The organism is Modestobacter sp. SYSU DS0511 (assembly GCF_054050755.1).
Genome location: NZ_JBJGZY010000037.1, coordinates 24,551 through 37,689 on the forward strand (window position 1 = coordinate 24,551; position 13,139 = coordinate 37,689).

Genomic DNA, 13,139 nt, shown 5'->3' on the forward strand with positions numbered 1-13,139 from the left:
ACGTCCCTCAACCGGCCGGGACCCGGCGCCGAGAGTGGCGGGTGTCCCCCGCGGCACCGTCCCCTGGTGCCGCAAAGCCCCTCAGGAACGAGGCACTGTGCTCTCCGATCGCTCCCGCCCGGTCATCGAGGCGACGCTCCCGGTCGTCGCCGAGAACATCGAGGAGATCGCCCGCCGGTTCTACGGCCACATGTTCGGCGAGCACCCGGAGCTGCTGGACGGCACCTTCAACCGCGGCAACCAGGCCGAGGGCACGCAGCAGGTCGCCCTGGCCGGCTCGGTCGCCGTCTTCGCCAGCGCCCTGGTCACGACCCCCGAGCAGGTCCCCGAGCAGCTGCTGTCCCGGATCGCGCACAAGCACGTCTCGCTGGGCATCACCCCGGCGCAGTACGACGTCGTCCACGAGCACCTGTTCTGGGCGATCGTCGACGTGCTGGGCGACGCCGTCACCCCGGAGGTGGCCGCCGCCTGGGACGAGGTCTACTGGCTGATGGCCTACGCGCTGATCAACATGGAGCGCGGCCTCTACAGCTCCCGCGGGGTGCGGCCGGAGACCGTGTGGCGCGACTGGCAGATCGCGGAGAAGGTCGAGGAGACCCCCGCCGTCGTCACCTTCCGGGTCAAGCGGATCGACGACCGGCTGGTCAAGACCTCGCTGCCCGGTCAGTACGTCTCGGTGAAGGTGCGGATGCCCGACGGGGTGCACCAGCCGCGGCAGTACAGCCTCACCCGCGCCGACGACGGCGAGCACCGCCAGTTCTCGGTGAAGCGGGTGCGCGGCGGGGGCAAGCCCGACGGCGAGGTGTCCAACCTGCTCTGCGACCAGGCTCAGGTCGGTGACGTGCTCACCCTGTCGCTGCCCTTCGGCGACGTCGTGCTCGACGACTCCGGCCGACCGGTGGTGTTCGCCAGCGCCGGGATCGGGATCACCCCGATGGCCGGCATGATCTCGCACCTGACCGCGGCCGGGTCGCATCTGCCGATCACCGTGCTGCACGCGGACGCCGACGAGGAGTCCTTCGCGCTGCGCCGGCAGGTGCTCGACGACGTGCGGTCGCTGCCCGGCGCCGCGATGCACGTCTGGTACGAGCGCGGTGCGCCGAGCAGCCTGCCGGTCGACGGGGTGCACGCCGGGACGATGGACGTCTCGCAGCTCGAGCTGCCCGAGGGGGCGGCGTACTACCTGTGCGGCCCGCTGCCGTTCATGCGGGCGGTGCGCAGTCAGCTCATCGACCGCGGGGTGCCGGCCAAGGACATCCAGTACGAGGTGTTCGGCCCTGACCTCTGGCAGGCCGACCTGGCCACCGAGGCCGCCCCGGGCGCCGAGCAGGAGCCGGCCGCCCAGGCCTGACGCCCGGCGCACCAGGTCCCGGCCCACCGGACGACGGCTCGCCGCCGGCCGGGACGGCACCTGGCCGCGGTGGAGGACGCCGGCCGCACGGACGACGACGGGCCGCGACCGGTGATCCGGTCGCGGCCCGCCGTGGTGGTGCGGAGGGGTCAGCTCACCGTCAGGCGAGCACGACCCGCTCGTTGGGCACCGTGTGCGTCATCTTCAGGCCGGTGACGTCGCGCGGCCCGTTCTTGCCGAGGTTGGCCGCACGGGCCAGCTCCTCCTCGTTGAGCGTCTGGGTCTGCAGCGGCGGCAGACCCCGGACGTCGTCCGCGGTGATGCCGAGGCCCTCGCCGACGCGGGCACCGAGCTCGTCGTCGCACATGAAGAAGTGCCACACCATGCGCTCCTGGACCTCGCGCACCGCCTGCCCGATGTTGCCGACCAGGTTGGCGACCAGGTCGTCCTTCTCCCACTGCTCCATCAGCTGGTAGCGCTGACCGGCCTGGGTGTAGTCGTTGGTGCGCGGGATCCGCTTGCGGGTGAGCCGGCCGGTGATGACCGGGCCCTGCTCGTCGTGCGTGGGGTACTCGGCCTCACGCAGGCCGCCGGTGATCGACGGCTCGTAGTTGACGTGCGGGTTCTGGCCGGGGCCGAGGTCCACGCCGAACGACATCTGCCCGCCGCGCTGGTTGGTCTGCACCACGGCGTTCTTGGCCGAGTTGATCGGCAGCTGCAGGTAGTTCGGCCCCACCCGGTAGCGCTGGGTGTCGGAGTAGGAGAACGTGCGGCCGATCAGCATCTTGTCGTCGGAGAAGTCCATCCCGTCGACCAGCACGCCGGTGCCGAACGCGCTCTGCTCGTTCTCGTTGTGGTGGTCGGTGACGTTGCGGTTCAGCGTCATCGTGCCGACCAGCTTGGGCTCGAACTCGTTCTCCGGCCACACCTTGGTGTCGTCCAGCGGGTCGAAGTCCAGCTCGGGGTGCTCGTCGTCGCTCATGATCTGGACGTAGAGGTCCCACTGCGGGTAGTCACCCCGCTCGATGGCCTCGTAGAGGTCCTTGGACGCGTGGCCCAGGTCCTGGCCCTGGATCACCGCGGCGTCGGCCTCGGTCAGGCTCTTGACGCCCTGCTTGGGCAGCCAGTGGTACTTGACCAGCACGGTCTCGCCCTGGGCGTTGACCCACTTGTAGGTGTTCACGCCGAAGCCCTGCATGTGCCGGTAGTCGGCCGGGATGCCGCGCGGGCTGAACAGGTTGACCAGCATGTGCATGGCCTCGGGGGTCTGCGACATGAAGTCGAAGATCCGGGCGGACTCCTGCCGGAAGGTGATCGGGTCCGGCTTGAGGGAGTGGATGACGTCGGGGAACTTGATGGCGTCGCGGATGAAGAACACCGCGAGGTTGTTGCCGACGAGGTCCCAGTTGCCGTCCTCGGTGTACATCTTCACCGCGAAGCCGCGCGGGTCACGCGCCGCCTCGGAGGAGTCCCGGCCGCCGATGACGGTGGAGAAGCGGATCGCCAGGTCGGTCTTCTTGCCCGGGGTGTTGAACAGCTTCGCCCGGGTGTAGCGCTCGATCGGCTCGTCGCCCCACTTGCCGGTGGCCTCGAACTCGCCGTAGGCCACGAAGCCACGGGCGTGCACGACGCGCTCCGGGATGCGCTCCCGGTCGAAGTGGCTGATCTTCTCGAGGAACTGGTAGTTCTCCAGGGTGGCCGGGCCACGTGCGCCCACCGTCCGCTGGTTCTGGTTGTCGTAGACCGGGTGGCCCTGACGGTTGGTCAGGATCGGCCGGTCGGCCTCGCTGGCCGCCGGGCCCTGCGATGCGACGTCGGTCATGCTCCCACTCCCCTTCGGATTGCTGTGCCTGCTGCTGGTTCGTGCTCCCTGCGCGCGGCCTGACAGCCGGCGCAGATGCCCCAGAAGACGACCTCGGCCTCGTCGACGGCGAACCCCGCCGTCTGCGACGGGGTCAGGCACGGCGCCTGTCCCACCACGCAGTCGACGTCGGCGACCGCACCGCACTCCCGGCAGACCAGGTGGTGGTGGTTGTCCCCGACCCGCAGCTCGTAGAGCGCCGGCGCACCGGCGGGCTCGATGCGGCGGGCGAGGCCTCCCCCGACCAGCGCCTTGAGCACCCCGTAGACCGCCTGCGGCGAGATCGAGGGGTGCGCGGTGCGGGCGGCGGTGACGATCGTGTCGGCGTCGGCGTGCGGGTGGTCGGCGAGGACGTCGAGCACGGAGAGCCGGGGGCGGGTGACCCGCAGCCCTGCTCTCCGCAGCTCGTCTTCCCAGGCCGTCTCCATCGGCGTCGACTCAACCCTGTTTTCTTGAGTCAGTCAAGACAAGACCGGGTGAACTCGGCGTGCCGCCCCCGCGAGGGTGACCCGAACACCCGGTTCGATGGTGCGCCGGGTCGGCCGGAGCGGCGACCCGGGACGGCGTGTCGGCACGCCCCCGGCCGCGCGGGAGCCGGCGGTCAGGCCGCGGCGAGGAGCGCGTCCACCAGCTCGGTGCCGGCCCAACCGACCGGAACGACGATGGCGAGCAGCCCGAGCACCGCCAGCCGCTGCCGCGCGGTGCGGGCCAGCAGCGCGACCACCAGCCCCGCGGCGACCATGACCCAGCCCGACGCCCCCTGCCACGGGAAGTGCACCTGCCGGTACACGCCCTCCTGCACCAGCACCCCGGCCAGCAGCGCCACCGCGGGCACCGCCCGGTGCGGCCCGCCGGTGCGCCAGCACCAGCCCGCCGTCCCGAACACCAGCCCGGCCACCACCCCGGCGACCAGCCAGACGACGACGACGGCCGGCCGGACCGGCAGCAGCTGCACCGCCTGCGCCGCCTAGTAGCCGCCGACCAGCAGCACCTCGGTGGCGACGGCCGCGGTCACCGCGCCGCGCCACCGGCGGGCCAGCGCCCCGACGGCGAACGCCGGCACGCACCAGGCGGCCACCGAGTTCGCCCACGCCGCCCACGGGTCGCCGAGCACGCCCTGCGCCCACTCGGTGAGCACCCCGCCACCCGCGCCCAGGACCAGGACGAGCAGCGGCAGCCACCAGCGGGCCGACTGCCCCCGCGCCGGCGCGGGCGGCAACGGGGACGACGGCGCGGGCGACGACAGGGTGGTGGTCACGCGGCCAGCCTGGTCGTCGTGGCTCGGCGGCACATCGGTCTGCGGGGTGATCCCGGCTCATCCCCGGGGACGAGGGTCAGACCGACGGCAGGGCGGCGCGCGGGCGGTCGGCGACGCCGAAGAGGTCGCCCAGCTCCTCGACCCGGGCGAGCACGTCGGCGGTGCGGAACACCAGGGTGGCCGGGTCGGCGCCGTCCCGGACGGCGTCCACCTCGTCCCAGGCCAGCGGCGTCGAGACCGTCGCCCGGGCCCGCGCGCGCAGCGAGTAGGGCGCGACCGTGGTCTTGGCGGTGTTGTTCTGGCTCCAGTCGACCAGCACCTTGCCCGGGCGCAGCGCCTTCTCCATCCGCCACACCACCTGCTCGGGCGTCTCCCGGGTGAGCTGCTGGGCCAGCCGCTTGGCGTAGCGGCTCGGGTGCTCCTTGTCCTCGGCGGTGATCGGCGCATAGACCTGCAGCCCCTTGGAGCCCGAGGTCTTCACCACCGGGTCGAGTCCGTCGGCGGCCAGCACCTCCCGCAGCCGGTGCGCCACGTGCGCGCACTCGGCGACCCCGGTGCCCGGCCCGGGGTCCAGGTCGAGCACCAGCAGGTCGGGCAGCTGCGCGACGCCGTCGTCGTCGACCCGCCACTGCGGCACGTGCACCTCCAGCGCCGCCAGGTTCGCCGACCAGGCCAGGTCGGGAACGGCGGAGAGCAGCACCATGTCCAGCGTCTCCCGGCCGCGCGAGGACCCGGGCGAGGGCACCGTCACCGACTCCACCCACTCCGGGGCGTGCCGCGCGCTGTTCTTCTCGAAGAACGCCTGGCCGTCGACCCCGGAGGGCCAGCGGGTGAAGGTGACCGGGCGGCGTGCCACGTGCGGCAGCAGCACCGGGGCGATCCGCACGTAGTAGTCGATCACCTGCGCCTTGGTGAAGCCGACCTCCGGGAACAGCACCTTGTCCAGGTTGCTGACCTCCAGCTGGCGGCCCTCGATCTGCACCCGCTGTCTCACGGCTCCACCACGACGTCCTCCGGCCGGACGTCGTCGCGCAGCCCCCGCCACGACGGATGGCGCAACCGGCCCTCCCGGGTCCACTCCCCGAACCGGACCTCCCCCACGAGCTCGGGCTCGACCCAGTGGGCGTCCCGGGTGACCTCCCGGGGCAGCGCCGGGGCACCCGGGGGCGTGGCGAACGGCGAGGTGCTGCGCGGGGTGAGCAGCGGCGCCAGGTCGGCCAGCGCCTTCGCGGTGAACCCGGTGCCCACGTGCCCGGCGAACACCAGCCGGCCGGCGTCGTCGTGCACGCCCAGCAGCAGCGAGCCGATGCCGCCGGCCCGCCGGCCCTCCCCCGGCCGCCAGCCGCCGACGACGACCGCCTGGGTGCGCAGGTTCTTCACCTTGCGCCAGTCCGGGCCGCGCCCGCCGGGCCGGTACGGGGAGTCCAGCCGCTTGGCGACGACGCCCTCCAGCCCGTTGTCCCGGCTGGCCGCCTGGATCGCCGGGCCGTTGCCGCGGAACCAGGGCGTGGTCACCCACCGGTCGTTGCCCAGCCCCAGGGCGTCCAGTCGTTCCCGGCGCTCGGTCCAGGGCCGGTCGAGCAGGCTCTCGCCGTCCCAGGCCAGCAGGTCGAACACCAGGTAGCTCACCGGGGCCGCGGCGGCCAGCCGGGCCACCTCGGGTCCGGTGCGGTGCATGCGCCCCTGCAGCCGGCCGAAGTCCGGTCGGCCGCGGGGGTCCAGCGCGACGACCTCGCCGTCGACCACGGCGTCGTGCCCGGACAACGCCGCCGGCAGTGGGGTGAGCTCGGGGTAGGTCGCGGTCACGTCGTTGCCGCTGCGCGCCCGCAGCCGCAGCACGCCTCCGCGCACGTGCGCCAGCACCCGGACGCCGTCCCACTTGAACTCGTAGCCCCACCGGTCGTCCGACGCGGGGGGCAGCTCCCCGAGCGCGGCGAGCATCGGCGGGAGGTCCTCGGGCACGCCGGCGGCGACCGGCGCCGCCGTCACCGGGTCGGGGTCGAGCCTGCGCAGGTTCCAGCTGCCGTCGGGCAGCCGGAACAGCACGTAGCGGCCGGTGAGCCGTCCGCCGTCGAGGGCGACGGTGACGTGGTCGTCGGTCCACTTCTCCGTGGCGTACCGGCCGGCGTCCCAGATGGTCGAGACCCCACCGGCGTACTCGCCGGCCGGGATGGTGCCGGAGAACGCGGCGTACTCCAGCGGGTGGTCCTCCGTCGGGACGGCGAGCCGGTTGACCCCCGGTTCGGTCGGCGGGCCCTTGGGCACCGCCCAGCTCTTCAGCACCCCGCCGCGTTCCAGCCGCAGGTCCCAGTGCACCCGCTCGCCGGTGCGCCCGCGGGCCGTGTGGTGCTCGTGGACGACGAAGACGTCGTCGTCGCCCTGCGGCAGCGGCTGCCCGGCCGGCGGGACCGGCTCCGCGGTGCGGGCGGGGTCGCGCTTGGCGCGGTACGCCGCCAGGGGGTCGGACACGGAGCGGCCGGGATCAGGCCGTCTTGCGCGCCCGCGAGCTGCGCTTGGCCGGCTTCTCGTCGGCGTCGGCGGACTGCGCGTCCGTCTTCTTCGCCGGGGCGGCCTTCTTGGCGGCGGCCTTCTTCGCCGGGGCCTTCTCCGCGGGGGCGGCCTTCTTGGCCGGGGCCTTGCGCGCGGTGGTCTTCCCCGCCGTGGTCTGCCGCCCGGTGGTCTTCCGCACCGGGGGTGCCTCGTCGGTGGCCGGGGTGTCGTCGGCGTCGTCGTCCTGCGCGGTGGGCGCCGCACCTCCCGCCCGCTCGACGCTGCGCCGCAGCGCGCTCATCAGGTCGACCACGGCCCCACCGCCCTCGTCGGCGACGTCCGGCGCGGGCTGCACCTCACCGCCGGACTGCTTGGCCTCCAGCAGCGCCTGCATCGCCTCGCGGTAGTCGTCGGTGAACTGGGTGGGGTCGAAGTCGCCGGCCATCGTGGAGATCAGCGACTCGGCCATCGCCAGCTCCTGCGGGCGGACGGCGACGTCCTCGTCGAGGAAGCCGAAGTCCGGCCGGCGGATCTCGTCGGGCCAGCGCATGGTGTGCAGCACCAGCACGCCCTCGCGCACCCGCAGCGCGGCCAGCGACTCCCGCTGGCGGATCGCGATCTTGGTGATCGCCACCTGGCCGGCGTTCTCCAGCGCGGTGCGCAGCAGCACGTACGGCCGGGTCGCGACGCCGTCGGGCTCCAGGTAGTACGTCTTCTCGAAGTGGATCGGGTCGATCTGCTCCTGGTCGACGAACTGCAGCACCTCGATCTCCCGGGTGGTCACCAGGGGCAGCTCGTCGAAGTCGGCATCGGTCAGCACGACCAGCTGGCCGTCGGGCAGCTCGTAGCCCTTGGCGATGTCGCCGTACTCGACCTCCTCGCCGTCGACCGCGCACACCCGGCGGTACTTCACCCGCCCGCCGTCGGTCTTGTGCACCTGGTGGAACCGGATGTCGTGGTCCTCGGTGGCCGAGTAGAGCTTGACCCCGATGCTGACCAGCCCGAAGGAGATGGCGCCCCGCCAGATCGACCGCACGACTGACCTCCCGCCCCGGGCCGGCGACGCCGGCGTCTCGACAAGATCGAAGGATAGGCAGGTCGGCGCCCCCGCGGCAGCACGAGACGGTCACCCAGCGCAGTCGACCACCCGGGCGGGTGACCCACCGGGCCTGGCACGGCGTGCCATGACCCAGCACGCTGGGTGACCGGCCGGGTCAGACCGCCTGGCCCGTCGCGTCCTCGGGGGGCAGGTCCCCGCCGGGGCGCAGCGCACCGTTCTGGATCGCGTCGTAGACGAACTGGAGCACGTCGGAGCCGGCGACCATCGTCATCGTCAGCGCGGCCAGCCGGGTGGCCCGGGGCGCGGCCACGTACCCGAGCACGAAGCCGGTGCCGACCCACTGGGCCATGCAGAACGGGCAGGTGAGCAGCTCGCCGACGGCGTGCTTGACCCCGCCGTGCTCGCGCACCTCCTCGGCCACCTCCGCCTCACCCGAGGTGCCCTGGTAGCTGACGAAGGGGGCGCGGACGGGTGCGGTCACCGGGTCCTTGGCGATCCGCCGGGCCAGCCGGAACGTGCCGATGGTCAGCAGGGCGGCGTCACCGAGCGGGATCCGGGAGGGCAGCTCCCGGCCGGAGGCGCGGATCGCGGCGGCCGCCGCGCCGACCAGCCCGGCGTAGACGCCCATGGCACCCAGGTCCGCACCGAGCGGCCGCGCCTCTCCCTGCGTGTACTCCTGCTTCTGGGTGCGCGCCCAGCGCCGGAGCGGTGCGCCCATGCGCTGGACATCGTCGGTGATCGCCATGCCGGCCCTGCTACCCGCCGGCCACGACCGCCATGCCCCGCCCGGGCGGGAGCCGGGTCACGCATGCCGCCGGGGAGCGCGGGTAGGGGCTGCGCACGACGCCGGTCACCCGACCGGTCCCCCCGTCCAGCCGGACGGACGAGCGCGCCCACCCCCGAGGCGCGCAGAACGGAGGCACCACCATGACCGACCCGGACCGCGCCGCCCGCGACTCCGCCCTCAACGACGCCGAGTTCCCCGACGACGAGCGCGGCCTCACCGGCACCGAGGACGGCCCGCGCGGTGATGTCGGCCCCGAGGGCCAGACCGCCCGCGACGTCTTCCCCGCGGACAACGGGGTGCCGGAGGTCTCCCAGGACGACAGCCCGACGATGGCGCGCGCCGAGGACCCGGAGTTCGCCCCCGAGCCCGGCGACCGCCAGCACCAGGACGTGGACTTCGGGACGACGGCGCGCGAGCAGTCCGAGGGCGAGTCGCTGTCCGGCCGGCTGGACCGGGAGATCCCCGAGGACGCCGCCGACGTCCGCCCCGCCGAGGACCCCGACCGCGCCTTCGCCCAGCTGGACCAGGACGAGGACACCGACCGGCTCAGCGACTCCGGCACCAACCGCACCGGCGACGACGTCGAGGCGTTCGCCGACGCCCCGGTCGGCGGCGAGGGCCCGGAGGAGAGCGCCGTCCACGTCGTCGAGAACACCTGATCGACGTGCCCCGGGGGCCGCGGCGCGGGTGACCCCGCGGCCACTTCCGGGTGCGCGCAACCAGTTGGATTGGTGCGCCGATCATGGCGCGACTAGGTTGGGCGCCGCGGTTGAGCAGCCAGCCGTCGCCTGCCCGGGCCGTCCGGACCAGGTGTCCGGAAGACCCGGTGCCACGGGGTGTGAGAGGTCGGATGGCGTACGCCAGTACGCTGTCCAGGCGTCCGCGCGCCCAGCGCGCACCGCCCCTGAGAGGAGCTGCAGTCCGTGACCTCATCCGACTCACCCGCCGAAGGCACGTCGGCCGCGGCTGACACGAACGAAGCCCCCTTCGACGACGTGATCACGCTGTCGACGTCCACCGACGACGACGGCACCGTCACCGTGACGGTCATCGGCGAGGTGGACACCTTCACCGCTCCGGTGCTGCGGGCCTCGCTCGACACCCAGCTGGAGCAGCAGCCCACCGCGCTGGTCATCGACCTCTGCGGCGTCCAGTTCCTCGGCTCGGCCGGCCTGGCCGTGCTCGTGGAGACGCAGAAGTCGGCCCGCTCGCGCGACGTCGGCCTGCGCCTGGTGGCCAACACCCGCGCGGTCACCCGGCCGCTCGAGGTGACCGGTCTGATCGACCTGTTCACCATCGCCGAGAAGGCCTGACGAAGGACCCTCTCCTCCCGCGCGAGCTCGCGACGGGCCCCCGGAGAGGGGCCGCAGACACGACGTCGACGGCGCCACACCTCCGGGTGGGGCGCCGTCGCTGCGTCCGGGCTCGTGGTTCAGCTGGTGAGCAGGCTGCAGACCGCGGCCTCCAGCGTGCGCTGGGCCGTCCGGTCGTCCGGGGCCTCCGCCGCCGCCGCCAGCGCCTCGGCGATCGTCTCCCCGTGCTCGTAGCGGTCGACCACCCGCGGGTCGACGTAGCTGGCCTTCGCCACCGTGGGGGTGTTGCCCAGCTGCTCGGAGACGCGCACGTAGGCCTCCCGCACCGCCTTCTTCCGCGCCGTCCGGCTCGTCGGCGCCGGCTGCTCGGCCAGTGCGGCGGCCATCATGACCGTCGCCGTCCAGGTGCGGAAGTCCTTCGCGGTGATCTCCGCGCCGCTGATCTCCTTGAGGTAGGCGTTCACCTCGTCGCTGGTGACGTCGTGCCAGCTCCCGTCGGCGAGCCAGTAGCCGAGCAGCTCCTCGCCGGTCTCGGCCGGGCGCTCCAGCAGCTGCCGGACCACCGTCGCGGTGGGCTGATCGGTCAGCTCGATCTCCCGCTCGATGCCGCCCTTGGCGGTGTAGGAGAAGAAGGTGCGCTCGCCGCGCACGCGCACGTGCTCGCGGCGCAGCGTGGCCAGGCCGTAGGTGCCGTTGTCCTCCGCGTACTGCTCGCTGCCCACGCGGAACGCGCCGAGGTCGAGCAGCCGCACCGCGGTGGCGAGCACCCGGTCCCGGGTCAGCCCGCGCTTGCGGAGGGCCGCCACCACCTCGTCGCGCACGTCGGGCAGCTGGGAGGAGATCTCCAGCACCCGCTCGTGCTTGGCGGCGTCGCGGCGGGCCCGCCACTCGTCGTGGTAGCGGTACTGCCGGCGTCCGGCCGCGTCGGTGCCCACCGCCTGGATGTGACCGTTGGGCCAGGGGCAGATCCAGACGTCCTTCCAGGCCGGGGGGATGGCCAGGCCCCGCACCCGGTCCAGCCGTTCGTCGTCCTTGATCAGGGCACCGGTCTCGTCCCGGTAGGAGAACCCCCGCCCGGCGCGGCGCCGGGTCCAGCCCGGGGCGTGCACGTCGCTGCGGCGGAGTCTCACGGCTGGGAGATGGTCGGCGGCGGACCGTTCCAAACACAGCCCGTCGTCGGCCCGCTCGCCCCGGTGACGACCGTGTTTGACCCGTGGCCCCGTTGGGCACCACCGCCAGGCGGTCCGACTACCGTCGGGTCAGCGGGCCTGGCTCGCGCACGCACCCGCGGGGCGACCGCTCGTCGCTCGCACGTCGGCAACGACGCCGGCAGTGGCGCCGCACCCGGGTGCACCGGATGGACCGTCGCGCTCCCGCCCGGGAGCGCGGGGACGACGAAGGAGCAGACGAACGCATGGTCGACACGACGGGCGCCGCCCCCACGGGTGAGCGGCGGGCCGAACGGTTGGAACTGCGGGTGCCGACCTCCCCGACGCAGCTTCCTGCGGTACGCGCGATGGCCGGGGACCTGGCGATGCGGATGGACTTCGACCTGGACGCCGTGGAGGACCTGCGGCTGGCCGTCGACGAGGCGTGCGCCACGCTCGCCGCCATCGCGCTCGGCGACTCCCCGCTGACGGTGGTCTTCGAGGCCACCCGCGAGCACCTGCGCATCGACGCCTGGGTGCCGACGGCGGCCGGGGTCGACGTGCCGCGCGACGGCTTCGGCTGGGCGGTCCTGGCCACGCTGGTCGACACCGTCGAGGCAGGCCCCCGCGACCAGGCCACGGTCCCCGCCGGCGACGGGTCGCCCGACCCCGTCGCCTGCATCGCGATGGTCAAGCGGCTGCGTCGGTACAGCATGGCGGCCGGGGCCGCGGACCCGTTCACCGACGAGGTCCTGGCCGACGCGGGTCCCACCGACCACGACGTCTCGGTCGCACGGTGACCCGGTCGGCTGCCACGGACCAGCCGGCCACCGATGACGTCCTCGACGCCGGTGCCCCGGCCCGTCCCCGCCCCCCGGCCGACGACGCCGCGGCGAACGGCAGCGAGGTGACCACCGACGCCATCGACGTCCCCGGCACCGGCGCCGAGCCCGCGGCGAGCGCGCCGGAGGGTGACGAGGCGGAGCCCGCCGCGGACCCGGTCCCGATCTCGGACAACCGCAAGCGGGCCGAGCGGACCGCTCCGCTGTTCGCCGAACTGGCCGGGCTGGAGAAGGACGACCCGCGACGCGAGCGGCTGCGGGAGATCCTGGTCGAGGAGCACCTCCCGCTGGTCCGGCACTTCGCCCGCCGGTTCAGCAACCGGGGCGAGCCGTTCGACGACCTGCTGCAGGTGGGCACCCTCGGGTTGATCGCGGCGATCGACCGCTTCGACCCCAGCCGGGGCGTGGAGTTCCTCTCCTTCGCGGTACCGACCATCACCGGGGAGATCAAGCGGCACTTCCGCGACCAGGGCTGGTCGGTGCGGGTGCCGCGGCGCCTGCAGGAACTGCACCTGTCGCTGAACGCGGCGGTCGGCGAGCTGTCCCAGAAGAACGGGCACGCACCGACCCCGTCGGAGCTGGCCGAGCACCTGGGCATCCCGCGGGCCGAGGTGCTCGAGGGCCTGGCGGTGGCCAACGCCTACCGCAGCAGCTCGCTGGACGAGCGGCTCTCCGGTGAGGAGGACTCCCCCACCCTGGCCGCGACGCTGGGCGAGGAGGACGCCGCGCTGGAGGGTGTGGAGTACCGCGAGTCGCTGCAGCCGCTGCTGGCCACCATCCCGGCCCGCGAACGGCGGATCCTGATCCTGCGGTTCTTCGGCAACATGACCCAGTCGCAGATCGCCGCGGACATCGGCATCTCGCAGATGCACGTCTCCCGGCTGCTGTCCCAGACGCTGGCCAAGCTCCGCGAGGGCCTGCTCAAGGACTGACGAAGGACCCCGTCCTCCTCACCCCCTCGCAAGCTCGGGGGCCAGCCTCTGGACGGGGCCGATGCGCCGGTGGCCCAGAACTCGACGAGTTCTGGGC

At 73.6% G+C, this 13,139-nt stretch carries 12 protein-coding genes and 1 pseudogene; 5 read left to right on the forward strand and 8 right to left on the reverse strand.

The features are described from left to right. The first annotated feature begins 97 nt into the window (after window positions 1-97). Entirely contained in the window at window positions 98-1,351 is a 1,254-nt protein-coding gene (locus tag ACI783_RS16260; protein WP_457141409.1) for a globin domain-containing protein, read from the forward strand. Window positions 1,352-1,511: 160 nt separating this feature from the next. Here ACI783_RS16260 and ACI783_RS16265 read toward each other — a convergent pair whose 3' ends face one another. The 7 genes and pseudogenes from ACI783_RS16265 to ACI783_RS16295 form a co-directional block, all read right to left on the reverse strand. Next, entirely contained in the window at window positions 1,512-3,173 is a 1,662-nt protein-coding gene (locus ACI783_RS16265) for a catalase (protein ID WP_457141410.1), read from the reverse strand. After that, window positions 3,170-3,640: a Fur family transcriptional regulator gene (locus ACI783_RS16270; RefSeq protein ID WP_457141411.1), complete on the reverse strand. Its 471-nt coding sequence runs from the start codon at window positions 3,638-3,640 to the stop codon at window positions 3,170-3,172. Before ACI783_RS16270 ends, ACI783_RS16265 begins: the two co-directional genes overlap by 4 nt. A gap of 173 nt (window positions 3,641-3,813) precedes the next feature. After that, window positions 3,814-4,503, reverse strand: a pseudogene (locus tag ACI783_RS16275) (DUF6518 family protein). Window positions 4,504-4,546: 43 nt separating this feature from the next. Beyond that, window positions 4,547-5,464, reverse strand: coding sequence for a non-homologous end-joining DNA ligase (gene ligD, locus ACI783_RS16280; RefSeq protein ID WP_457141412.1), 918 nt, complete (start codon window positions 5,462-5,464; stop codon window positions 4,547-4,549). After that, on the reverse strand, window positions 5,461-6,939 hold the full coding sequence (ligD, locus tag ACI783_RS16285; protein WP_457141413.1) for a non-homologous end-joining DNA ligase: 1,479 nt from the start codon (window positions 6,937-6,939) through the stop codon (window positions 5,461-5,463). The genes ligD (ACI783_RS16280) and ligD (ACI783_RS16285) overlap by 4 nt, the downstream gene beginning before the upstream one ends. Before the next feature lie 13 nt (window positions 6,940-6,952). Next, the gene (gene ku, locus ACI783_RS16290) at window positions 6,953-7,996 is read right to left on the reverse strand and encodes a non-homologous end joining protein Ku (protein WP_457141414.1); all 1,044 of its coding nucleotides are present in this window, start codon (window positions 7,994-7,996) and stop codon (window positions 6,953-6,955) included. 178 nt (window positions 7,997-8,174) lie between these two features. Continuing rightward, complete coding sequence (locus tag ACI783_RS16295; protein ID WP_457141415.1) at window positions 8,175-8,765, reverse strand: DUF1360 domain-containing protein; 591 nt, start codon at window positions 8,763-8,765, stop codon at window positions 8,175-8,177. Between the two features lie 182 nt (window positions 8,766-8,947). On the opposite strand from ACI783_RS16295, the gene ACI783_RS16300 reads away from it, so the two are divergent. Beyond that, the gene (locus tag ACI783_RS16300) at window positions 8,948-9,466 is read left to right on the forward strand and encodes a hypothetical protein (RefSeq protein ID WP_457141416.1); all 519 of its coding nucleotides are present in this window, start codon (window positions 8,948-8,950) and stop codon (window positions 9,464-9,466) included. A gap of 264 nt (window positions 9,467-9,730) precedes the next feature. After that, entirely contained in the window at window positions 9,731-10,120 is a 390-nt protein-coding gene (locus ACI783_RS16305; protein ID WP_457076290.1) for an STAS domain-containing protein, read from the forward strand. Between the two features lie 119 nt (window positions 10,121-10,239). Here the strand turns inward: ACI783_RS16305 and ACI783_RS16310 are convergent, their stop codons facing one another. Next, complete coding sequence (locus ACI783_RS16310; protein ID WP_457141417.1) at window positions 10,240-11,250, reverse strand: DNA topoisomerase IB; 1,011 nt, start codon at window positions 11,248-11,250, stop codon at window positions 10,240-10,242. A 284-nt stretch (window positions 11,251-11,534) separates the two neighbouring features. On the opposite strand from ACI783_RS16310, the gene ACI783_RS16315 reads away from it, so the two are divergent. Beyond that, the gene (locus ACI783_RS16315; protein ID WP_457082739.1) at window positions 11,535-12,068 is read left to right on the forward strand and encodes an ATP-binding protein; all 534 of its coding nucleotides are present in this window, start codon (window positions 11,535-11,537) and stop codon (window positions 12,066-12,068) included. Continuing rightward, complete coding sequence (locus ACI783_RS16320) at window positions 12,065-13,042, forward strand: SigB/SigF/SigG family RNA polymerase sigma factor (RefSeq protein WP_457141418.1); 978 nt, start codon at window positions 12,065-12,067, stop codon at window positions 13,040-13,042. Before ACI783_RS16315 ends, ACI783_RS16320 begins: the two co-directional genes overlap by 4 nt. The last annotated feature ends 97 nt before the right edge of the window (window positions 13,043-13,139 follow it).